18 protein-coding genes and 1 pseudogene are annotated in these 21,740 nt (G+C 69.1%); 13 read left to right on the top strand and 6 right to left on the bottom strand.

All coding sequences use genetic code 11. The features are described 5' to 3' along the window. Positions 1–8: 8 nt before the first annotated feature. Positions 9–971, bottom strand: a complete 963-nt coding sequence (locus IH48_RS0113085; protein WP_030903230.1) for an aldo/keto reductase — start codon at positions 969–971, stop codon at positions 9–11. Between the two features lie 146 nt (positions 972–1,117). Here IH48_RS0113085 and IH48_RS0113080 point away from each other — a divergent pair, with 146 nt between their 5' ends. The 4 genes and pseudogenes from IH48_RS0113080 to IH48_RS36610 all read left to right on the top strand — a co-directional run bounded on the left by IH48_RS0113080 (position 1,118) and on the right by IH48_RS36610 (position 7,801). Further along, positions 1,118–2,017, top strand: coding sequence for a helix-turn-helix transcriptional regulator (locus IH48_RS0113080; protein ID WP_030903228.1), 900 nt, complete (start codon positions 1,118–1,120; stop codon positions 2,015–2,017). Positions 2,018–2,137: 120 nt separating this feature from the next. Further along, complete coding sequence (locus tag IH48_RS0113075) at positions 2,138–2,788, top strand: TetR/AcrR family transcriptional regulator (protein WP_078849761.1); 651 nt, start codon at positions 2,138–2,140, stop codon at positions 2,786–2,788. A 213-nt stretch (positions 2,789–3,001) separates the two neighbouring features. Beyond that, positions 3,002–4,486: pseudogene (locus IH48_RS37625) on the top strand (DHA2 family efflux MFS transporter permease subunit); the annotation flags it as partial. After that, a complete protein-coding gene (locus IH48_RS36610; protein WP_420705492.1) occupies positions 4,460–7,801 on the top strand; it encodes a carboxypeptidase regulatory-like domain-containing protein in 3,342 nt (1,113 codons plus the stop codon). The pseudogene IH48_RS37625 and the gene IH48_RS36610, both read left to right, overlap by 27 nt. A gap of 204 nt (positions 7,802–8,005) precedes the next feature. Here IH48_RS36610 and IH48_RS0113060 read toward each other — a convergent pair whose 3' ends face one another. Together IH48_RS0113060 and IH48_RS34345 are read right to left on the bottom strand one after the other, a co-directional pair. Next, entirely contained in the window at positions 8,006–8,293 is a 288-nt protein-coding gene (locus IH48_RS0113060; protein ID WP_030903224.1) for a hypothetical protein, read from the bottom strand. Between the two features lie 274 nt (positions 8,294–8,567). Then, positions 8,568–9,176 (bottom strand): TetR/AcrR family transcriptional regulator, encoded by a 609-nt coding sequence (locus IH48_RS34345; protein WP_158710289.1) that lies wholly within the window; start codon positions 9,174–9,176, stop codon positions 8,568–8,570. Positions 9,177–9,289: 113 nt separating this feature from the next. Here IH48_RS34345 and IH48_RS0113045 point away from each other — a divergent pair, with 113 nt between their 5' ends. Continuing rightward, positions 9,290–9,652 (top strand): hypothetical protein, encoded by a 363-nt coding sequence (locus IH48_RS0113045; protein ID WP_030903217.1) that lies wholly within the window; start codon positions 9,290–9,292, stop codon positions 9,650–9,652. A gap of 87 nt (positions 9,653–9,739) precedes the next feature. Continuing rightward, positions 9,740–10,210 carry a hypothetical protein gene (locus IH48_RS0113040; protein WP_051839695.1) on the top strand — a complete coding sequence of 157 codons (471 nt, stop codon included), beginning with the start codon at positions 9,740–9,742 and terminating at the stop codon, positions 10,208–10,210. 66 nt (positions 10,211–10,276) lie between these two features. Here the strand turns inward: IH48_RS0113040 and IH48_RS0113035 are convergent, their stop codons facing one another. Both IH48_RS0113035 and IH48_RS0113030 read right to left on the bottom strand, forming a co-directional pair. Then, positions 10,277–10,468 (bottom strand): hypothetical protein, encoded by a 192-nt coding sequence (locus IH48_RS0113035; protein WP_030903214.1) that lies wholly within the window; start codon positions 10,466–10,468, stop codon positions 10,277–10,279. A gap of 9 nt (positions 10,469–10,477) precedes the next feature. After that, positions 10,478–11,326 carry a helix-turn-helix domain-containing protein gene (locus IH48_RS0113030; RefSeq protein ID WP_030903212.1) on the bottom strand — a complete coding sequence of 283 codons (849 nt, stop codon included), beginning with the start codon at positions 11,324–11,326 and terminating at the stop codon, positions 10,478–10,480. Between the two features lie 256 nt (positions 11,327–11,582). Between IH48_RS0113030 and IH48_RS0113025 the strand changes: the two genes are divergently transcribed. Next, on the top strand, positions 11,583–12,014 hold the full coding sequence (locus IH48_RS0113025) for an ATP-binding protein (RefSeq protein WP_030903210.1): 432 nt from the start codon (positions 11,583–11,585) through the stop codon (positions 12,012–12,014). 116 nt (positions 12,015–12,130) lie between these two features. Further along, positions 12,131–12,931, top strand: coding sequence for an aspartate/glutamate racemase family protein (locus tag IH48_RS0113020; protein WP_037841871.1), 801 nt, complete (start codon positions 12,131–12,133; stop codon positions 12,929–12,931). 34 nt (positions 12,932–12,965) lie between these two features. Here IH48_RS0113020 and IH48_RS34970 read toward each other — a convergent pair whose 3' ends face one another. Next, the gene (locus tag IH48_RS34970; RefSeq protein WP_324604302.1) at positions 12,966–13,319 is read right to left on the bottom strand and encodes a Uma2 family endonuclease; all 354 of its coding nucleotides are present in this window, start codon (positions 13,317–13,319) and stop codon (positions 12,966–12,968) included. Positions 13,320–13,427: 108 nt separating this feature from the next. Between IH48_RS34970 and IH48_RS0113010 the strand changes: the two genes are divergently transcribed. The 5 genes from IH48_RS0113010 (at position 13,428) to IH48_RS36225 (ending at position 21,143) form a co-directional block, all read left to right on the top strand. Next, on the top strand, positions 13,428–14,165 hold the full coding sequence (locus IH48_RS0113010; protein ID WP_030903206.1) for a DUF4232 domain-containing protein: 738 nt from the start codon (positions 13,428–13,430) through the stop codon (positions 14,163–14,165). A 324-nt stretch (positions 14,166–14,489) separates the two neighbouring features. After that, positions 14,490–15,359 carry an FG-GAP repeat domain-containing protein gene (locus IH48_RS0113005; RefSeq protein ID WP_078849690.1) on the top strand — a complete coding sequence of 290 codons (870 nt, stop codon included), beginning with the start codon at positions 14,490–14,492 and terminating at the stop codon, positions 15,357–15,359. Positions 15,360–15,403: 44 nt separating this feature from the next. Then, the gene (locus IH48_RS37365) at positions 15,404–19,762 is read left to right on the top strand and encodes a Hint domain-containing protein (protein ID WP_037841869.1); all 4,359 of its coding nucleotides are present in this window, start codon (positions 15,404–15,406) and stop codon (positions 19,760–19,762) included. Between the two features lie 23 nt (positions 19,763–19,785). After that, positions 19,786–20,250: a hypothetical protein gene (locus tag IH48_RS36230; protein WP_158710288.1), complete on the top strand. Its 465-nt coding sequence runs from the start codon at positions 19,786–19,788 to the stop codon at positions 20,248–20,250. 434 nt (positions 20,251–20,684) lie between these two features. Beyond that, the gene (locus IH48_RS36225) at positions 20,685–21,143 is read left to right on the top strand and encodes a hypothetical protein (protein WP_158710287.1); all 459 of its coding nucleotides are present in this window, start codon (positions 20,685–20,687) and stop codon (positions 21,141–21,143) included. Positions 21,144–21,740 lie beyond the last annotated feature (597 nt).

Genomic DNA, 21,740 nt, shown 5'->3' with positions numbered 1-21,740 from the left:
GGAGTTTCCTATGGCTGCCGCATCTCCTGCTCCCACCAGCCGCGCGTGTCGACGTCCGCCGCATCCGCCAGCGCCTCGAGTTCCGCGATCTCCTCGCAGGCGAGCTCGATCCCGCGGGCCCGGACCAGCCCGTCGACGTGACCCGCCTTCGTGACCCCGATGATCGGGGTGGTCCCCTTGGCGATGGCCCAGGCGGTCGCGACGTCGGCGGCGGACGCGCCCCGGTCCTCGCCGATCGCCCCCATCCGGTCCGTCAGCGCCCGCAGCCGGGGCAGGACGCCGTTGTACATGTCGGCCCTGCCGCTCCCCTCGGGCAGCGGATGTGCCGGGCCGTACCTGCCGGTCAGCGCTCCTTGCTCAAGGACCATGTAGGCGAAGAACCGCACGTCGTGCTCGCGGCAGTGGTCGAGGATGCCCGCCCGCTCCGAGCTCCGGTACAGGAGGCTGTAGTGGTTCTGGACCGCCTCCACGCGGAAGCCGGCCTCGCCGAGGATCCGGTCGGCGAGAGCGATCTGCTCCATGTTGTGGTTCGAGACACCGACGTGCTTGATCCTGCCGCTCTTGAGCAGCGGGATCAGAGGCGGTGTCCAGCGTTCCACGTCGGCCGGGTTGTGGATCCAGAAGAAGTCCACATAGTGCGTACTCATGCGGTCGAGGCTCTGCCGCAGCATGTCCGCGACCGGGTCGTCGCCGTCGCCCGCGATCTGCGGGGTGAACTTCGTCGACAGCTGGTACTCGCCGCGGCGGCAACCCGTCAGCGCCCGGGCGAGGGCGCTCTCCGAGCGGCCCATGCCGTACGCCACGGCGGTGTCCCACAAGGTGAACCCGTTCGACTGCGCCTTCTCGACCACCTCGCGCAGGCCGGACTCGCTCAGCCGGCTGCCGAAGTGGCCGTCGCCCGCCTCGCCGCTGTCTCCCCAGGCCCATGTGCCCATCGCCACCGCCGGCACGGTCGGCGCCTTGCTCGTCATGTCGTGTCTCCGTTGTCGCTCTTGGTGTCGTGTCGGGACGTTCGAATCCCACGAGACCGTGCTCGGCGCCGCCGGAGAAGGTCGCGTTCCTGGGGGTACAAACTCAACCCCCTTTCGCGTCGTGACCAGTGGCTACCATCAAGGACATGGACCAGCAGCCCGGGAACCGCGGCGAAGTCCGGGACTTTCTCGTCAGCCGGCGCGCCAGGATCACCCCGGCGATGGCCGGACTGCCGACCAGCGCCCGTCGACGGGTCGCCGGGCTGCGGCGCGAGGAGGTCGCCGTCCTCGCCGGCGTGAGCACGGAGTGGTACACGCGGCTGGAGAAGGGGTACATCGGCGGCGTGTCCGAAGAGGTACTCGCCGCGGTCGCCCGTGCCCTGCGACTGGACGACGACGAGCGCGCCCATCTGTTCGACCTGGCCCGGTCGTCGCGGCGCACGAGCCGCACGCCGTCGCGTCGCGGGGACGTCGAGGTCCCGCCCCGCGTCCAGTGGCTGCTCGACTCCATGACGATGTCCTCGGCGTTCGTACGCGACGGCCGCACGGACATCGTGGCCCGCAACCCCCTGGCCCGGGCCCTGCTCGCGCCGATGTTCGACAGCGCCACCGCCGACCGGCGCGGCCGCCCCAACATCGCCCGCTACATCTTCCTCGACCCCGGGGCACGTGGTTTCTTCGTCGACTGGGACGCCGCGGGCGCCGCCACCGCCGCCCTGCTGCGCGCCGAGGCCGGGCGCGAGCCCCGCGACCTGGCACTGCGCGAACTCGTCGGCGAGCTGTGCACCCTCAGCCCGGAGTTTCGCGGCCAGTGGGCCGCGCACGACGTCCTGATGCGCCACGACGGCGTCAAACGGCTCCAGCACCCCGACGCCGGCCGGCTGGAACTGGCCTTCCACTCCCTCGACCTGCCGCTGCCCCTGCCGGGCCGCGCCGTGCACGACCTGATCGTCTATACCGCCGAGCCCGGCACCGCGTCCGAGGACCGGCTCAAGCTCCTCGCCGGCGAGGCGGCCGCACGGCAAGCGGGCCTCCAGCGCGCGTAAGAGTACGTTTGCGTTTCGATAAGCGGCGTTCTACGCTCTCAAGAGTACGAAGCAGTTTCGCTGGAGCGCGGGATCAGGCGATCCCGTGACCGGATCCGGACGGGCGGGGTGACGATGCGCATGGCCAAGGCGACCGGTGCGTCGCCCACGGACGCGCCCCGGGACGAGCGGGCCGGTGGCACGCAATGCGCGCCCTGCGTCCGCCCGAGGCGCAGCCGGCTCTCCGCCGAGCGCGAGGCCGAGATCTACGGTGCCGTGCTGGCGCTGCTGTGCGAGGTGGGGTACGAGGCGCTCACGATGGACGCGGTCGCGGCCAGGACGCGCGCCAGCAAGGCCACCCTGTACCGCAAGTGGCAGGGCAAGCCCCGGCTTGTGGCCGCCGCGATCCGGCACAACAGGCCCTTCGACTTCGAAGGGCTCGACACCGGTTCCCTCGCCGGTGACCTGTACGAACTGACCACCCGCATCGGGCAGGCCAAGAAGGACACGGACCTCGTCCGTGCCGTCGTGCCCGCGGTGAGCAAGGACACGGGCCTCGCGGAGGCCTTCCGTGACCTCATGCAGCAGGACCGCTCGGCGATCGACGCGCTCTTCGAGCGTGCCGTACGGCGCGGCGAGGCCGCCGCCGACTGCCCCGCGCGCCCCTACCTGCCGCACCTCCTGCTGGGTTCCGTGATCGCCCGATCCCTGATCGACCTGAAGGAACCGGACGCCGGCTTCCTCAAGCAGTACGTGGACGCCGTGATCCTTCCCGCGCTGAGACAGCGCTGATCAGTGCCGATACGGCGCTGATCGGCCGGCCGGCCACCCACACACATCACCAGGACACAACACAACGAACACGCCGCCGGCTCGGTGCTGAGCCGGCGGGCACACGGAGCCGTCACACCGTCCGTCCCACGTGCCAACGGCGCGCGTGAGTACGCCCACGGGTGCCCGGACGACGCGCTTCCGTCCGCACATCCGAAACACCTGGAGGACCCGGTGTCTACCTCATCCGTCGGCGTACGTGCCGACACCGCCGCCCCAGCGGGGCCCGGCGGCGCCACCGCCGGCGAGGCGCCCCAGCACTCGGCCCGCCGCTGGTGGGCGCTGGCCGTCATCGGGCTCGCGCAGCTCATGGTGGTGCTCGACGCGACCATCGTGAACATCGCCCTGCCGTCCGCCCAGCACGACCTGGGCTTCGACAACAACGGACGCCAGTGGGTCATCACGGCGTACTCGCTGGCCTTCGGCAGCCTGCTGCTGCTCGGCGGGCGGCTGGCCGACCTCGTCGGCCGCAAACGCATGTTCATCATCGGCCTGGTCGGCTTCGCCGGCGCGTCCGCCCTGGGCGGCGCGGCCGACGGGTTCACCATGCTGGTCGTCGCGCGTGCCCTCCAGGGCATGTTCGGTGCCGTACTCGCGCCGTCCGCGCTGTCCCTGCTGACCACGACGTTCACCGACCCGAAGGAGCGGTCGAGGGCGTTCGGCGTGTTCGGCGCGATCGCCGGTTCCGGCGGCGCCATAGGCCTGCTGCTCGGCGGCGTGCTCACCGAGCACCTCGACTGGCGCTGGACCCTCTACGTCAACGACGCCATCGCCGTCTTCGCCGTACTCGGCGCCGTCCTCTTCATCCACGGCGCCCGCCCCGCCGACAGGCCCAAGCTCGACCTGTTCGGCACGCTGCTCGTGGCCGCCGGCCTCTTCGGCGTCGTGTTCGGCTTCGCCAACGCGGAGACGCACGCCTGGAGCGAGTGGATGGTCTGGGCGTTCCTCGCCGCGGGTGGCGTGCTGCTCGTGCTGTTCACCCTGTGGGAGACCCGCGCCAAGCATCCGCTGCTGCCGCTGCGCGTGCTCGCCGACCGCAACCGCGCCAGTTCGTACGCGAGTGTGTTCATCTCCGGCGCGGGCATGTTCGGTGTGTTCCTGTTCCTGACGTACTACCTGGAACAGACGCTGAGGTACTCGCCCATCCAGACCGGCGTGGCGTTCCTGCCCATGATCGGCATGCTGATGATCATGGCGCAGATCTCGACCAACCTGCTGATCCCCAGGATCGGCCCCAAGCCGGTCGTCCCGGTCGGCATGGGCGTGGCGGCCGCGGGCCTGGTCTGGCTGACCCGCCTCGACCTCAACAGCACCTACGTGCCGCACGTGCTGCCCGGACTGCTGCTGGTCGGCTTCGGCATCGGCCTGGTCATGCCGCCCGCGATGAGCCTCGCGACCCTCGGCGTCGCACCGCGCGACCAGGGCGTGGCGTCGGCGACCGTGAACACCATGCAGCAGATCGGCGGTTCCATCGGCACCGCCCTGTTCAACACGATCGCCGCCACCGCGGCCGCCAACTACGCCAAGGACCACATCGGCGAGCAGGACGCGCGCGTCCAGGCGGCGCTGCACAGCTACTCCACCGCCTACTGGTGGGCGGGCGCGTTCTTCGCGGCAGGCCTGATCGTCTCGGTGATCTTCTACCGCAGGGGACGTCCGGCCGCGTTCGCCCAGGCCGCGAAGGCCACGTCCGAGGCGCCGGCCGCCGAGTCGGCCGCACAGGGGACCGGCGAACCGGCGGGGGAGCGGACCCTCGAGTCCGTCGCGGCCGCCGGGGCCGGCGCGACCGGCGCCACCGCCGAGCAGCCGGCGTACCACCCGGCCCACCACGCCAAGGGGACGCCGACGGCCGCCGAGTCACCCGGTGTGCTCGGCCACGTCCTCGACGCGACGGGCCGCCCGGTGTCGTACGCGTCCGTCACGCTGATCGACTCGGCGGGCCGCCAGCTCGCCCGTACCAGCGCGGGCACGGACGGCGGCTACGTCCTGGCCGATCCGGGTCCCGGCCAGTACGTCGTCATCGCCTCGGCGTCCGGCAGGCAGCCGCACGCGGTCACCATCAGCCACCACGGCACGCCGGTCACCACCGACCTGCTGCTGCGCGGCGCGGGCGGCCTGACGGGGACGGTGCGCTCCGCGGGCGGTACGGCGGTCCCGGGCGCGCTCGTGGTGGCGGCCGACGAGCGGGGCGACGTCGTCGCCACGGCCACGGCGGACGACTCGGGCGCCTACGCGCTGCCCGAGCTGACGCCGGGCGCCTACACCCTCGCGGTCAGCGCCGCGGGCCACCAGCCGGGTGCGCTGCCCGTCGAACTCGGCGACGGCAGCCACGCCTTGCAGGACGTCGAGCTGCGGCCCGCCGCGCACATCCGCGGCACGGTGCACAACGCGGACGGGACGCCGCTGCCGGACACGCGTCTGACGCTGATCGACCCCGCGGGAAACGTCCTGGCGCACCGCGTCACGGACGAGGACGGCGCGTACGCGTTCGCGGATCTGCCGACCGGCGGCTACACGGTGGTGGCCAACAGCGCGTGCCCCCGAGCCCGCGCGTGCCCCCGAGCCCGCGCGTGCCCCCGAGCCCGCGCGTGCCCCCGAGCCCGCGCGTGCCCCCGCGCCCGCGGGCGGCAACGGCGTCGGATCCGCGGCGGCGAACGGCCACAGGCCCGCACCGTCGTGGGCGAACGGCGACGGCTACGGGCCACAAGACGGGCCCGCGCCCGCCGGAGGAAACGCGCCCGCCGGCGGCAACGGACGCGGCCCGGCCCCGACCGGCCGGCCCGAGGGCCCGCGCCCGTCCGCCACCGACGAGTCCCAGGACCACCCGGCACGCTGACGCGGCCTGGGGCGCACGTCCAGCTCTGCGTCCACCCCCGCACACGGCCCTGCGCCCGGACACCGCTCGGTGCCCGGGCCAGGAGTGTCCGCTCCCTCCCGGTGCCGGATTCGCCCGGGGACAGGGGCGCCCCGCCGTCCGGCGGGGCGGTGAAAGGTGATCTACGATGCCGTTTTGGCCGCAAGCGCCGAAATGCGAGATCGCAGGAGGTCGGTGTGGTGCGCAGCACGGGTCCGGGCGAGCGCGCCCAGCCCGGCCCAGGGCGGCTGGAGGCGCTGCGGCTCGCAGGCCTGTCGGCCACCGCCGACGAGGGCATGGACCGCTTCGCCCGCCTGGTGGTGCGGCTCCTGGGCGTCCCGATCGGTCTGGTCTCGCTGCCGGAGGAGGACCGGCAGGTCTTCCCGGGCATGGCCGGCCTCGCCGAGCCGTGGGCGAGCAGCCGCGAGGCGCCCCTCTCGCACGCCCTGTGCCAGGACGTCCTCGCCTCCGGCCGCCCCCTCCTCCTGACGGACGTACGGGCGGACGAGAAGTTCCGCGCGAGCCCGGCCGTCACCGATCTGGGCGTCATCGCCTACGCGGGCGCAGCGCTCACCGACGACGCCGGACTCGTCCTCGGCTCGCTGTGCGCGATCGACGACCGGCCCCGGGAGTGGAGCGCCGCCGATCTGGCCGACCTGGAGGACCTGGCCGCCGCGTGCTCGGCGGAGCTATGGCTCCGGGTCGTGACGGAGCGTACTCTGCACGCCCAGGAGTCGGCGGAGAGCACGGGCGCGAGGGCGATCGCGGCGCACGACCGGGCGGTATCCGCGCGCCGGGCAGCCGAGTCCGCCCACGACACCGCCGAAGAGGACCGCCGCGCCGCGCGGGAACTGGAGCGGCAGGCCCGGCACGGCATGGAGCAGGCCGAGCTGCTCCTGCGCGCCTCGGAAGACCTGGCGCAGAGCGTCGACATCGATGACGTACGACGACGGCTGCATGGCCTGTTCGGGGAGCTGGGCCCCTCCGTGGGACTGCTGGTCGCCGCCGACGACGACGGCCTTGGCCGCGTACACGACTCCGCTGAGGACCGGGCGAGCCCGGACGATCCGCACCATCTCAGGGCGGAGGCCGGCTCCCCCAGCGCGCGCGCCTTCCGCGAGCGGCGCCCCGTCCTCGTGCCGGACCGGGAGACCTTCGCACGCGACTACTCCGCGGAGGCACTGGCTCGCCTTGATGCCCTGGGCGCGGTCACCACACTGTGCCTGCCGTTGCGGGGCAACAAGGGAACGGCCGGGGTGCTCGTGCTGTCCTGGCGCGAGCGCCACGACGTCACTCTCATCGAACGGGCCTCCTTCACCGCGGTGGCCGGCTACGTGAGTCAGGCCATGGAACGTGCGCTCTTCGTCGAGCAGCGCGTATCGGTGGCACGCCAGTTGCAGGCGGCGATGCTCACCGACCTGCCGTCAGTGGACGGCCTGGAGATCGCCGCCGTCTACTCGGCGGCGGCAGCGGAGGACATGGTCGGCGGCGACTGGTACGACGCCTACCCGCTGCCCCCCGTCACGCCCGGCGGCGCGGCGGCGCTCGCGGTGACCGCGGGCGACATCACCGGCCACGACACCCACGCGGCCACCGTCATGGGCCAGGTGCGCAGCATGCTGCGCCAGGCCACCTTTGACCATCCGCCGTACGGCCCCGCCGCCGCCCTGTCGGCACTCGACCAGGCCATCACCGTCCTGGGTCTGGAGCCGGGCGGCACGCTGGTCCACACCCGGCTCGCACCCGTGCGGGCCGGGGCCTGGGCACTGAGCTGGTCCAACGCGGGCCACCCCCCGCCGCTGCTGCTGCCCAGAGGCCGACCTGCGGAGCGCCTGGTGGAGCACGGTGCCATGCTCCACCCGGTCGTCGGGAGGCCCACCCGCTTCGAGCACCAGCGTCTCCTCGAACCGGGCGCGCTCCTGTTCCTCTATACGGACGGCGTCGTGGAACGCCGCGGAGAGGACATCGACGAAGCCATCGACGCACTCGCCGCCCTGGTGACCGAGCACCGGCACCGGCCGCTGCCCGAACTGCTCGACACGGTCGTCGCACATGTCGCGGCACCGGTGGAGGACGACATCACGCTGATCGCGGTCCGCGTCAGGCCGGACGGGCCCTGACGGCACGGCGCGCGGCGGGCTACTCGCCGACCGCCTCGGGTACGTAACCGGGGTGGTACGCGGCTTCCCCACGGCACGCAGTACCCCGGCGGGGCGAAGACCGTGGCCGTGCCGTCGACGGGCGCGCCGGTGCTGTCTGCCCGGCCCATTGACACTCCGGACGCCGAAGGCACGCGTTCGTGCGCGTATGGAGGCGCACCGGTCTCAGCCGAGACCACGGTGAGCGGCCCACAAAGACCCGGCACGGCCGGCGGCGTCGGCGATCAGGGAGGCCAGTTCGGGTCTGTCCGGGACGGGGAACGAGACGTAGGCACCCCGGCCACCAGCGACCGGCCGGCCGTAGGCCTTCGCGGCGAGGCGGCCGTCCGGAAGCAGCCGGATGTTGAGTGTCGTCAGCGTGAACGCCTCACCGCGTCGAGTGTCCGTCCAGCGGAGCGCCTCCGGGATCGAGACGTTGATCGCCAGAGCACTCACTTCCGGGTCGCTGCTCATGGACGGATGATCTCACCCGCGCCCCCGGTGGGCGGACGGCCGTCTCCACCGCTGTCGCTCAACACTGATGCCGCTCGCTTCGGCCGGCGGCAGCGGACTGGGGCCGTCGTCGTCCGTGCGGCGCCTGACTTCGATCGTCAGCCTCTCCAACAGCTCGGTGAGCGGGGCGCGTTCGGCTTCCGGCAGGCCACTGACGAGAGCCGCCTCGCGGCCGTCCCCCGAGAGTTCCGGGGTGGAACGCGGCGGCCACCGCACTCCGGCGGACCGCATCCGGCTATCCGGCTCCACCAGGTTCCAGCAAGGCGGTGATCATGGCTGCGGCATGCCACTGCTCGAACGCGCGGTGGCTCCAGCCGCGCTCCTCGACGAGGCGCCGGTAGTTGGCCGGCTGGATCTGCAGCCACAGAATGTCGGCTGCGACCTCGTGTGGGACTTCACGCCGAAGCGAACCTGTCGCAGCCGCCGCCGCGAGGACGCCGCGGGCACACTCCAGCAGCTCCTCCTGGGCTGTCTCGAGCAGTTGCGCCAGCTCGGGGTCGCTCCCCGCCGCTTGCTCGAGCACACGTTGCAGCGGCCCGAGCCGCTGCGAGATGGCAGCGGTGAAGGCGGCGAACTCCTCAAGCAGCCGGCGCGCGTCACGGATCGCCAGGATCCGGCGGAAGCCTTCGTCGTTGGCGCTGACGCTGCCGCCCTCGGCCGCCCGCCGGCGGGCGAACGCGAACAGCTGCGCCTTGCCGCCGACTCCGAAGACCGTCTGGCGGGAGACGCCGGCGCGGGCCGCGATCTGCTCGATCGTGGCGCCCGAGTAGCCCTCATGCACGAACACTTCCCCGGCGGCCTCCACCACGACCTCGCGAGTACGGCGTGCGGCTTCCTCACGCACGGGCGAACGGTACGTGCGCTGAGTCTTCTTGACGCTTGTCATGCGATTTAACTAGACTCCCAGTCAGGTCATTTGACTTACGATCCATTCAATTCTAGGAGCAGGAGACAATTTTGTCGACATCGGACGTTCTCAAGCCGTGGCGGGTCCTGGGCTTCGGCAAGCACCCGGAGATCGGTGAGAAGGTTCAGGCCCGCCTGCGGGAGGCCGGCCTGGCAGCCACGGTCATAGTTCTCACCGACGACGAGGTCGGTGACACCCGGCTGATCAAGGAACTGGGCGACGCCGAGTACGACGGCGTGGTGATCGGCAGCTTCGTCAGCGGGCAGGATCCTGAGCTCCCGCCGACCGAGCTGACGACTCTCTGGTTCAACCGGGTCCTCAACGTCATCCACGCCCATGCGCCGAGCGCCAAGATAATTCTGGTCCGCAACCCCGGCGACGCACTGCCCGCGATTCGCCGCGTGCTCGGGTAAGCCTGGCGGTCGACGCCGTCGCCGGGTTGTGCCGCTGGGTTTGCCATTCGTCCGGCAGGCGCGCGATGGCGCCGCAAGCCCGCCACCATGGCCGGTTTCCGCGGCGCCCGGTACGTCTCCGCCGAGGCGAGCACCCGGGGCGAGTGGAAGCCCGGCGGCTCGAAAATGCCGGGCGCGGACGCCTACGCCACATCCAAGCAGTGCAACCTGGCAACGGTGCTCGCCTTCGCCCGCGAGACGCCCCGGCTGCGGTTCAACGCCATCGAGCCGGGCTTCGCCCCCGGCACGAACCTCGGCCGCGACGCCGGCCCGTTCGTGCGTCTGCTGTCGAAGTACGTGCTGTCGCCAGTGGCCCCGCTCATCAAGTACTGGACGAACCCGCGCACCGCCGCCCGCATGATCACCCGGGTGCTCACCGACGAGTCGGAAGCCACCGGCGTCTACTACGACGAGAAGGGGCACCCGATGCGAGGGTCCGCGCAGGTGCATGACCCGGCGTTCAACGCCCGGGTGGTCGCCGAGACGCGTGCACTGCTGCGGGCGGTTCCCACCGCCTGAGGGGCGGGTGGAACGCCGACGTGTCCGCCTGACGTCAGCTCACCCGCCACCTCGCACACCGGAGCCTCATAGGAGGTGGTCGGCCTTGCCGGCCTTGATCTCGCTGATGAGGGTGCGGAGGGCCTCGGTGGTGTCGGTGAGGTAGTGGTCCTCCTGGCCGTTGACGGCTATGTAGGCGTTGCCGTCGGCGTCCGTGCCGAGGCGGAAGCAGTTGTTGCCTTCGCCGCAGAACGGGTCTTCCCAGGTGATCTCGGACATACGAACTCCTCAGAGCGTGTGGGCGATGCTGCGGATAAGGTCCCGCGATTCCGTCTCGTTCATGCAGCGATCGTCCATCCAGGTCAAATGGGCTCGGTATTTGGCGAGTTGGGCCTCCGCGTGGACGAAGTCGGCCCCGTGTGCCGTGTCCACCTGCGCAGTGTCGAGTTGCCTCACCGGCCCCTCGGCGTAGAGCAGTGCGTGGCCCGCGCCGGGAAACACCCCTGCACTGAATGGGATGACGCGCACAGTCACGTTTTCGCGCTCGGAAGCGGCGCACAGGTGGTCGAGCTGCGTATGCATGGCCTTCGTACCGCCGAACTGCATCCGCAGCGCGGCCTCGTGGACGAAGCTCACGTTGGACTTGGCTGTTTCGTCATCGAGCACGCGTTGCCGGCGCATGCGGTGCTGCACCCGCAGTTCGACCTCAAGTCGTGGGAGCGTGGGCAGAACGGCGTCGAAGACGGAGCGTGCGTAGTCCTCCGTCTGCAGCAGCCCCGGCACGTGGACGGCTTGCACGGTGAGAAGGCGCCGGGCGTGCCACTCAAGTTCGGCGATGTCCAGCAGCCCCGAGGGCAGGGCGCCTCGGTACTCCTCCCACCACCCGCGCTCCTGAGTCGCCATCGCGACCAGCGCTTCCACGTAAGCATCGTCTTCGCAAACGTAGTTGCTGGCCAGGGTGCGGACTCGTTCGGCGTTGATCTGCCGGATGCCGGACTCCATGTTGGCGATCCGCGTGCGATCCATGTCCAGCAGGCCGGCTGCGTAGTCCGTGGTTCTGTCTGCGGCGACACGCAGCTTGCGTAGTTCGGCACCAAGGCGCCTCTGGCGCTGCGTTGGTGTGCGTCGGGTCGGCATGGGGTCCCTTCCTGCTGTCGGGCCACAGTCTGCCGTGTCCGCGAATTTTGGTCCAACTCTTAGGGGGTAAATATCTCATCCAAGTGGAGACAAGTGGCTACGCATCCGCTAGCTTTGCGTGACGTGGAAGATACACACCGCAATGCCGGAAGCGCACCGCGCGAGCCTGCCCGTCTGCCTTGGAACGGGTGTGTCCGCGACCAGGGCGGCATGCCACCGGCGACTTCAACCGCACACCACCGCAACGGAGTTCGCTATGCCTGAAATCCCCCGCATCCCCGCCTGCTGGCGGTTCCCCGCCCACCCGTCGTCCGTGCCGCGCGCCCGGCACGCCGTGGCCGAGGCGCTGCCCTACGCGCTGCGGCCCCATCTGCGTGACGAACTCGGCCTGTTGACGTCCGAGCTGGTCACCAACGCCGTGCGGCACGGGGCGCGGGCCGACGAGAGCGATCTCGTCGAGCTCGTCCTGTGGCCCGCCGAGGGACACTACTGGCTCGCCGTTTCCGATCCCGGCACCGGGACGCCCTGCCGTACGGCCACACCCGTCGTGGCGCGCCCGGCAGCCTACGGCGAGTCGGGGCGGGGGCTGCTGCTGGTCGACCAGGTCGCCGCCGCCTGGACCGTCCGGCCGCGCGCGACGCGCGGCACGTCCGTCATCGCCGGTGTGACCGTGCACGGCGGCGGGTGACAGCCGCGCCGGTCCGCCGTACGGGCGGTCCCGGCCCGGCGTTCCGCGCCCACGGTGGCGCCGCCGTGTAGAAGTGGGCCCATGAGCCGTTCCGCGGGACGAGGGAGTAGGTGAGCATGGCCGCTGCCGAGAGCGCTGCCGCGCGTATCTGGTACCAGAGTTTCACCGACCCTGAGGTGGACGCGCCGTACTTCAGCCGGCTGACCAGCCATCTCTCCGGCCTTCTCGGGCCCGGCTACGAGGTCGTGGTCCATGGCTTGCAGCCAGGGGACCGCTATCTGCACCCCTTGAGTGAGCTGCGCTGCAGGGTCCAGGCCGTCCGTAACGCGATCACCGCCGAGCGGGAGGGGTACGCGGCGTTCGTAATCGGCCACTTCCCGGACCCGGGGCTCGCGGAGATCCGCGCCGCTGTGGACATCCCGGTGATCGGTCTCGGCGAGTCCACGATGCTGCACGCCTGCACGCTGGGCCAAAGGATCGGACTGGTGACCATCAGTCCGGTCTTCATCCCCATCCACCAGGAGCAGATCCTGCGGTACGGGCTGCAGCAGCGCGTCGTGGCCGTACGCGCTGTGGAGACGCAGGTCGCCGACTACAACAGGTCGTTCACGGACCGGGAGTCGTATGAACAGGTGAGGGACGACTTCCGCAGGCAGATCGCGCCGCTGCTCGATCTCGGCGTGGACGTGATCGTTCCCGCCGGTGGGTATCCGATGATGCTGTTCTGCCGGGAACCGGGCTTCTCGGTCGAAGGGGCCGTCGTGCTGAACGGCCTGTCCGTGGCCGTACTGGCGGCCGAGACGGCGATCAGGCTGCGGCGGTTGAACGGCACACACGCAAGCCGCACACCCGGGTACACGCTCCCCACCGGCGAGGCGTTGGATGAGTTCCTGGACTGCACCAGCAGCCACCGGTGACGTGCTCTGATCCGGGTCGTCTCGCAGCGGCCCGTCAGCCCTGCTGTCGCGGGACCAGCTCTCCGAGGTCCAGGGCGATCTCGAACGGCACCGGGCGCCGCAGGGACGCTACGGAAGATGCCCGCGAGTACGACCGTGTCGGCTCGTCCAGCTCGTACACGTGGACGACGGGCTCGCCCTCGTCCTCCTCGACACACCAGTAGTGCGGGACGCCGGCCTCGGCGTATTTGCGGAGCTTGACCGTGCGGTCGCGGTGCGCGGACTCGGGGGAGGCGATCTCGATGACGAGAGGCACAGCGTCCGGGGCATACCAGGTGCGGTCCTTGTGGCTTGGCGCCGGTCCCGCTGAGGAGATCGGGCTGCGGCAGGAGTGCTGCGGGCGTGTCACGGGGGTGTACCGGTAGGGTTCGTGCGCAACTGACCGCCGCCCCGTGTGCCTCCATCAACACCGAAGGGTCCGCACCGAGTGGGCCGACGTTCGACCGATGGAGAAGCAATGCGCAGCAGCAAGAGGCTCTCGGCTCTCGCCGTCATCGTCGCGGCCGCCGGGCTGTCCCTGACCGCCTGCGGTCCCGACTCCTCCAGCGCCTCCGGAGCTTCCACCGCGTCCGGTGCCTCCGGCACGCCGCTGTCCGGCGGGTCCGGTGCGACCCCGTCGTCCAGCCCGTCGTCGTCCAGCCCCAACTCGTCGTCCGGCGCGTCCGGCAGCTCGTCCGGCGCGGGGGCGGCACCCGGTGCCGCGAGCGGTCAGGGCAGTGGCTCTTCCGGCAGCGGCGGCGGCAGCGGCAGCAGCGGGTCCGGTGGCGGTGCCGCGTCCGGGAGCATGTGCAGGACCTCCAACCTCACCATCACCGCCCAGCACGGCATATCGGGCGAAGGTATGGAGATCGTCAACCTCAAGAACAGCGGCTCCTCTTCCTGCACGATGCGCGGCTACCCGGGCGTGGACCTGAGGGGCAAGGGCGACACCACGGGCATCAGCGCCACCCGCTACGGCAAGGGCGAACTGCCCACCGTCAAGCTGGCGCCCGGGCAGTCGACCCAATTCGTCCTCTACTACCCGTACAACAACAGCGGAGGCACCGGCTACACCTTCACCACCCTGGTCATCACGCCCCCCAACGAGACCTACTCCAAGACCGTGAGCGCGTCCATCAACGTCCCCGTCGACAACCCCGACCAGGACACCAAGGGTCCCGGCATCGTCGTCCACGCGGTCGGTACGGGGAAGTAGCTCAACGCGAACATGGCGTCCCGCCCTTCATGAGCAGGCGGCGCAACCGGTCTCCCCGGGGCGCTCGGTGATCACCTGCCAGAGATTCGAGCTGCTGTTTCAAGCCATCTTTATGACAGAAAGAGCACAGGTCGTTCACAGATCTTCACAGTTGGCATGGTCGCGTCGTAGCGTGATCCGGCCGCGGTCGCCGACCCGGTGGCGGGCTTGGGGTACGCGGCCATTGGCACTGCCCCTGCCCTGCGTGGGGTGTGGGTGGGGATCCTTTTCATGGTCGAGCGGTTCAGGCGTCGTTGGCGAGGCGCGCCGACGCGTTTGCGCGCGATGGGGTGGGGGGCCGGCCTTGCGGCCGCGATCCTGCTGGTCACAGGTGGGGCGTATGCGCTGCCGAAGCTCGGCACGGCAGCGTCCGGGGCCCAGACACAGGCGAATCTGGATTCTGCTGCCCCAGCCGCCACGAAGCGGCTGTCGTTGTTCGGCAGGAAGTCGGACGGCATCCTCTACGACTATGAGCCGAAGTCCGGCGCGGGGTGGGAACGGGCGGTCAAGCTGGGTGGTGGGTACGGCGAGGCGGACCAGTTCGTGCAAGCGGCCCAGTCGGCCCCCGGTGCGGCGGATCTGTATTTCCGCATGGGTTCCACCCTCTACTACACGGCGGAGCGCGGCAACGACACGAAGGTCATCGGCGGCGGCTGGAACATCTACAACCTGTTGATGTCCCCGGGTGACCTGGGCGGTAGCTCGTACGACGATCTGGTGGGCCGGCACACGGACGGCTCGCTGTGGTTCTACCAGGGCAGCGCGAGCGGCACGTTGGCGACGAAGGTTCGTATCGGCACCTCCGGGTGGAACGGGATGAACGCGCTGACCGGGCGTGGGGACTACACGGGTGACGGGCACAACGACCTGATCGCCCGGTCCACGTCCGGGACGCTCTACATCTATCCCGGTTCCGGCAACGCCGCTTCGGGCAGCGCCTTCCACTCCCGCATCACGGTCGGAACGGGCTGGGACGCGTACAAGCGCTTGGTGTCGACGGGGGATCAGGACGGGGACGGGAAGCCGGATTTGATCGCGGTCGACGCGGCGGGAGCCCTGTGGTTGTTTCCCGGAACCGGTGAGGCATCCGCGCCCTTCGCGGGCCGCGTGAAGATCGGCACCGGCGGCTGGTCCGCGTTCAACGTCCTGTTCTGAACCCCTGGGGCGCTCGCTCCGTCACAGATCGGCTCACACCACTCATGCGTACCCGCGCACTGTCCGGGCGCCGTCGCGCCCTGAGCAGATGGCCCTCCCTGCTGCTCGGCGGCACGGCCCTGCTCGCCACGATCACCACCACGGCGTCCGGTAGCGGGCTCGCCCCGCTCACACCGCGCTTGTCCACGGTCGCCGACGCGCCCACCGTGGACGGCGGCGCCGACGCGCCCTTCGACCTGGACGCGGCGCAGAAGATCCGCGATGCCCAGTGCCTGCTCGGCGCGGTCCTGCGCAAGGGCGGCCCTGCGATGAAGAAGGTCGCCCGCGCGGGCCTGGACGGCACCGACGACCAACTGCTGGCCGCGGCCGCGCCCGACTACTGGGACGGGACGCCGCTGGATGTCGCGTTCGAGAAGGACCGGGCATGGTCCACGGCGAAGGGCGACGAGCTGAGTGGCCGCAACGACGCGTGGCAGGCCTCCCTGGATGTCACGCAGGAGCCCCCGGGCTACACATACACGGGCTTTCGGTGGCCGCCGAGTGATCCGGACCTGTGGGTGCAGACCGGTGTCCGTACCTGGGTGGAGGACCGGTTCTGGCAAGACGAGGACGCGTTCTACGACGACCAGTCCCCCCTGGCGAGCAAGGACTCCGTCGACGCGGTGACGAAGATCGCCACGACGCGCTACTCGGAAAACAAGCCCGAGGACTACGAAGACTGGTCCGCGTGGACCTTCGACATGCAGCTCATGCACCCCATGTACGCGGACGACGCACGCATCTTCCTGGAGAACGGCGGGTTCCCGACCACTGCGCCCGAGCCAGGATCGATGGGGTTCCGGGTGGACGTGGAGAACCTGAAGTCCAGGTTCGCCTCGTGCACGACCACCAACCCACAGGATCCGCACCACGTCCTGACGGACGAGTTGACGGTGGCGGCGCAGGAGTGGCAGGCCGAGATCAAGGGCCAGCGCGATCAGCGCGATGCGATCCTCGCGGCCGAGCAGCAGGCGTCGGCGGACCTCCAGGTCGCCGCGCAGGCGATGACGGAGTCGCTGGGGCAGTCGCTGATCACCTCCCGGCTGACGGACTGGCAGAACTACTTCCTCAAACTGCCCGCCGACGATCTCGACCACCCCACCAAGGCCGAAGCGGACCAGGTCAACACGTGGATAGCGCAGGCGAGGGCGCGCGCTTCCGGCCGCATGTTCGTGGCGTCGCGTGCGGCTCTGGACGCGCGGAAGCAGGCCGACAAGGTCACCGCCGCGCAGAACGCGGCCTACGCCATCGCCGACCAGGCCGGCCTGCCGCGTGGCCGTGGCCTGCTCTACGGGCAGCAGGCCGCCCAGGTCACCAAAGCGTCGGCCGCAGCCGCGCAGGCCGCCTCGCAGGCCACGGACACCGCGGTCCAGGCGACGCGGGCGTCCGCGTCCGACAGCAAGGCACTCAACTCGCTGGCGCAGACGCAGGCGCACGCCACGAAGGCGGAGTTCCGGCGCGAGGCGGCCGAGGAAGCGCAGGCACAGGCCAAGGCCGCGGCGCTGGGTGCGGCCGAGCAGGCGAAGCAGGCCGCGGCGAACGCGACCACGGCGAAGAACGCGCAGGCCAAGGCGGAGGACGCGGAAGCGACCGCGAAGAACGCGGCGGCGGACGCCAAGGCGAAGCGTCAGACGGCGGAGAGCGAGCGGGACACCGCCAAGGCACAGAAGGAACTGGCGGACTCGGAGCGGGCGAAGGCGGCGGACGCCGAGTCGCGCGCCAAGTCGCAGCGCCAGGTCGCGGCGGACAAGCTCGCCGCCGCGCAGAGTGCAGGAGCCACCGCAGCGGCGAGGAAGGACGACGCGGTCGCGGCGGAGAGCAAGGCCGTCGCGGCGCGCGACAAGGCGATCGACGCCGAGAGCGACCGCGACGTGGCCCTGGCCAGAGCGAGCGCGGCCGAGGCAAAGGCAGATGCCGACGAAGGCACCTCCGCAGCCTCCGCATCCCGAGCTGCGGCCACTCAGGCACGGGCCGACGCGGACGCCGCGACCGCTGCGGCCACCAGTGCACGCTCCGCCGCCAACGAGGCGACCACGGCGGCGACGAACGCACGTGCCGCGGCCACCAGGGCTCAGGGCGCGGCCAAGCGCGCTCAGGCCGCCGCCGACGCCGCCAAGGCCGACGTGGCGGTCACAGAGGTCGCCGTCACCAAGGCGCACGCCGCGGCCGCGGAGGCCATCGACGCCTCCGAGACGGCGAAGTGGAACGCCGCCAACGCCAAGGCACTCGCGAGCGAGGCGCAGGCCAAGGCGGCCAAGGCGAAGGTCGACGCGGCCGCCTCGCAGAAGGAGGCCGTCGCCGCCGGGGCGGACGCGGTGCGCACCGCGGGCTACGCGTACGCCACCGCGCAGGCGGCCACCGCCGCGCGCGACTCGGCGGCCCAGGTCGTCAAGCCGGCCAACGACGCAATCGAGTTGGGCGCGCCGTACGCGCAGACGGACGCCTCCGCGGGCCTCGCCGTGCTGACCGGGCAGGCCGCGAAGACGCAGGCACAGAAGCAGCAGGCCGTCGCGCAGGCGAAGTCCGCGCAGGCCAAGCAGGCTGCTGCGGAGGCGAAGGCGCTGGCGGACAAGGCGGGCGCCGACGCGAAGGCAGCCGCCACCGCCGCGGCGTCGGCAGCGGACTGGGCATCGCAAGCCGTGCAGTCATCGCAAGACGCGCAGGCCTCGGCGAAACAGGCGGAGACCGCGGCCGACGCGGCGAAGAAGGCCGAGACGCAGACCGTCGCCTACAACACGGCCGCTGTAGCCGACGCGAATGCCGCACAGGGCGCCGCGACCACCGCAGCCGGCTACGCGGACCAGGCGGACGCCTCCGCGACAGCGGCCGAGACCGACGCGTCCTCGGCACGCGACGCCGCGACCGCGGCGGAGACCGACGCCTCCACCGCACGAGGAGTCGCCGACCAGGCCGAAGCCGACGCCACGACCGCCGAAGCGGCGGCGGCCAACGCCCAGCAAGCCGCGCAGGAAGCACAGGACGCCGCGACGCGGGCCGAACAGGCGGCGGCGAACGACACCCTGAACAAGGGCGGCGCCACCGGCATCGGCCAGATGTTCACCAAACAGAAGATCACGCCGATCGGAAACCCGAAACCGCTCAACGACTGCGTACTCGGCATGGGCAACAGCGGATGTGACGTCACGTTCCGCCTGAACTTCACACTCACCGTGGACTTCTACCTGTGCACCTCCGACTCGGCATCTGACGTGCCCGCCGCCTCATGCCCTGCGGAGTCAATAGTCTTCCTCGGCAGCCAGACGAGCGACGAGACCACTGATATCAAAAAGCACTTCAGCAACTGGGACATCTCCATGATTGTCGACAAGGCCTTTCTCAAGGGGCTTTGGGACGGTCTGACTGAAGATTTCATCAAGTGCTCCAAGGGCAGCCTCAACAACTGCGCATGGGCGGCGTCCTGGTTCATTCCGAACACCACCATAGCTAAGGCTGTTGATCTCGTTCGCTCCCTCGATGTGGCACTGCGTACCGGAGTCGGCGTCGGTGACGCTTACAAGGCCCTTCAAGCACTCCATCTCGACGCCGAAGTGATGGCAAACATCGAGAGAGAAATGCATCGGGTCGAAGAGGGGCTCACAAGCTGCGTAAATAGCTTCCCTGCTGGCACGCAAGTACTCATGGCCGACGGATCGAAAAGGGCAATCAAGGCTCTTGGGCCTGGAGACGAGATTCTGGCCACTGACCCAGCGACTGGACAACAACACGCAGAACCCATCACCGCAGCATTTAACCACCTCGCCGACCATCTGGTAACAGTCACTCTTACCGATGGGGCTCACTTCACCAGTACTCCGGGACACCGCATCTACAGTCCGGGGAGAGGCTGGACATTGGCTGGTGACCTTGCCCCTGGTGAGCGCCTTCGTGCCCCCAATGGTTCACTGCGAATTGTCAGTACAGTGCGAGGAGTCGCGATCACCACGCCTCATCGCGTGTACGACCTGACCGTGGCCAACCTGCACACGTATTATGTACTGGCGGGTCCGGAACCAGTCCTAGTGCACAACGCGGGAATCTGCGGCGTAACCGCCCTGAAGCAAGGCGATTGGCAGCATATCCTTGATCGTCACAGACCGGGTGGAAGCCTGGTCGACGATGCATCCAGTATTTTCACAGGTAAAGAAAAGGTGGTACGTCAGAGGATTGCAGACACTATAAACCGAGGAACCCCGAAACCCAATACACCCGACCCTGTTACAGGCACTCCGCGTCCCGGACAGATATATGAATGGGACTTCGGGGTGACGGTCGGAGTCGCCGGGCCTGTTAATGGAGGAGGGGAGCTCAAGAGCATCCGCGTGATCGTGAATGAGGGAAAGGTTGTCACTGCTTTTCCGTTCTAGTAACCCGCACACAGGGAGAATCGATGCATCTTTCTTTTTCTGTTCCTAGTCAAGAATCTCCGTGGATCAAGACCTGGGAATCCATTCAGCCCCAAAATGCGGCAGAGGTGTCCGAGATGGATCTCCGCTACAAGTATTTTGGCGTTGCTGTTGAGATGTCTGCCGGCGGCGTGGACTTCATCTCGAAAAATAAATACGTGACACTCATGGACCTTGGCCTCTCTTTCCGTGATGTGATCGCCAAGGTTTCAGCTGGACGCGATGCCGCGTTCGGATTCACAGAGAGTGAGGAAGTGATCAGGGTCCGCCACGTCGGCGAATATGTATCCATAAGTTCATCGAATAGTTCGGCTCAAGCTTCAGTTAGTCGAAGTGACTTCGTTGCGCACCTTTCAAGTTTCGTTCGGCGCGCCCGGAATGTATTGCTTCGAGAAGTTCCCGAACTGGGAAATAACCCAGTCCTACAAAGGATGCTGGTCTCTCCGTAGATCAAGGCCATTTAAAGCCCGCATGCAAGGCGCTCAAGGCACTCGACCTTGACGCGGACGTGATGGCCAATATCGACCGAGAGGTCCATCATTACGTCAAGCACGCTGACGAGATGGGATTCGACTCCCAGATTCGCGACTCCCGCAGTCCGTCTCGCGCGGATAGTCGGCGGTACGACTCAGGCCCGCCTGCACGATTGGGAAATGCTGCTTCCGCAGCTTCCCTGACTGTAGTTGTCACGCGCAGGGCCGCCCGGTATCGAGGTTTGGGCGCGCTGTGCGTCGTCCTCGGCGCTCCAGACTCGTGTGGTGTTGTGCCTCCGCGTAAACGGGCCGAGGCGCCGACCCTGATCTGGACGGGCACTCGACGGGATGGGAGCCAAGCTTCACCCAGGGCAATCCCAGCTCATGGCCCCGGGTGACTTTCTATCGAGGTGGAGACGTTGTCGAAAACCCCTTCGCGCCCTGAGGGCATACCTGAGCCCACCGGAGAGCTGCCTGTCACGTTCGAGCGAAAGTTCCGGCCCTGGCGCTATGTCGTCGGCCATTCGCGGTTGTCGATCCGCAGCATCGATCCGAATTCCGCACCCGACCACGTCGAAATCACCTTCTTCGGCGTGCTTGGCGTCAGACTGGCATCCGTCTACCAGACACTGACGATCGCGTTGGCGGACAAGGCTGACGCCGAGGACATGTTCCGGTTCTCGGGACTGAGGGAGTCCCAGTACTCGAGTGCCCTGTGTGTCGCACTGTCCTCGGACAGCGGTACAGGCCACGTGGTCTGTGTGGGATGCAGTGTCTGGCTCCACACGGATAAGCCGGATCACATCGGACGGGGAGGGCCCCGGCACGACTCGATCCTGCTCGCACGCGGTCGGTCGACAGGTCGTTGATAAGGCGATCGCCAACCGGGCAGAAACCATCGACAAGTGGTTGCGGGAGCAAACCACGAGATGGCGTGCAGGAGCACCTACGGGGGCAAAGAATCTCTCTCGGAACGGTGTACTACGCGAAAGAAAGAGAAAAGGCTCCAGTAATGGCGTCTACGTCATGCCCAAATGAGCCTAAAGGAATGCGCGTGGCTACTACGTGCACACCGCATAGTGGCGGTAGGTGAGGAGGTCGACAAGTGGCTGAGCAGTTCACTGGTTTCGACTTTGGCGTCCCATGGGCGCTGAGTTTCTTCCATAAAGATCGGGTGAAAGAGGCTGAAACAGCGAAGATGGGGTGAGGAATCGCTTTTTCGCGGAGGGGAGCGGCTAGGACGTCCTCAGCGTCCGGCGTGATGCGCAGTCCTTTGCGCCATCGACGCCGGTACTGTGAAATGGGCAGTGCGCGAGGATGGCAGCTTGGTCGTCATCCCAAAGATTGTCGGTACGCAGGAAATCGCACATTCCGTCCTTACAGGCGGAGCGCCTGTAAGGGCCGCGGGAGAAGCTGACATTGCGGGATCGGCGAAGGATGGGTATTTCGGGCTGGACAGCAACAAC

The organism is Streptomyces sp. NRRL F-5126 (assembly GCF_000721265.1).
Taxonomy (GTDB): domain Bacteria; phylum Actinomycetota; class Actinomycetes; order Streptomycetales; family Streptomycetaceae; genus Streptomyces.
The sequence above is the reverse complement of the archived record's forward strand: the minus strand, read 5'-3'. Positions and strand labels throughout refer to the sequence as shown.

Excerpts from the sequence above, each read along its gene's own strand:
- IH48_RS37365 (WP_037841869.1), top strand. The coding sequence starts at position 15,404 with ATGCGTACCCGCGCACTGTCCGGGCGCCGTCGCGCCCTGAGCAGATGG.
- IH48_RS0113025 (WP_030903210.1), top strand. The coding sequence starts at position 11,583 with ATGCCTGAAATCCCCCGCATCCCCGCCTGCTGGCGGTTCCCCGCCCAC.
- IH48_RS0113075 (WP_078849761.1), top strand. The coding sequence starts at position 2,138 with ATGGCCAAGGCGACCGGTGCGTCGCCCACGGACGCGCCCCGGGACGAG.
- IH48_RS0113010 (WP_030903206.1), top strand. The coding sequence starts at position 13,428 with ATGCGCAGCAGCAAGAGGCTCTCGGCTCTCGCCGTCATCGTCGCGGCC.
- IH48_RS0113060 (WP_030903224.1), bottom strand. The coding sequence starts at position 8,293 with ATGAGCAGCGACCCGGAAGTGAGTGCTCTGGCGATCAACGTCTCGATC.
- IH48_RS0113005 (WP_078849690.1), top strand. The coding sequence starts at position 14,490 with ATGGGGTGGGGGGCCGGCCTTGCGGCCGCGATCCTGCTGGTCACAGGT.
- IH48_RS0113035 (WP_030903214.1), bottom strand. The coding sequence starts at position 10,468 with ATGTCCGAGATCACCTGGGAAGACCCGTTCTGCGGCGAAGGCAACAAC.
- IH48_RS0113080 (WP_030903228.1), top strand. The coding sequence starts at position 1,118 with ATGGACCAGCAGCCCGGGAACCGCGGCGAAGTCCGGGACTTTCTCGTC.
- IH48_RS0113040 (WP_051839695.1), top strand. The coding sequence starts at position 9,740 with ATGGCCGGTTTCCGCGGCGCCCGGTACGTCTCCGCCGAGGCGAGCACC.
- IH48_RS0113030 (WP_030903212.1), bottom strand. The coding sequence starts at position 11,326 with ATGCCGACCCGACGCACACCAACGCAGCGCCAGAGGCGCCTTGGTGCC.
- IH48_RS0113020 (WP_037841871.1), top strand. The coding sequence starts at position 12,131 with ATGGCCGCTGCCGAGAGCGCTGCCGCGCGTATCTGGTACCAGAGTTTC.
- IH48_RS0113085 (WP_030903230.1), bottom strand. The coding sequence starts at position 971 with ATGACGAGCAAGGCGCCGACCGTGCCGGCGGTGGCGATGGGCACATGG.
- IH48_RS36230 (WP_158710288.1), top strand. The coding sequence starts at position 19,786 with ATGCATCTTTCTTTTTCTGTTCCTAGTCAAGAATCTCCGTGGATCAAG.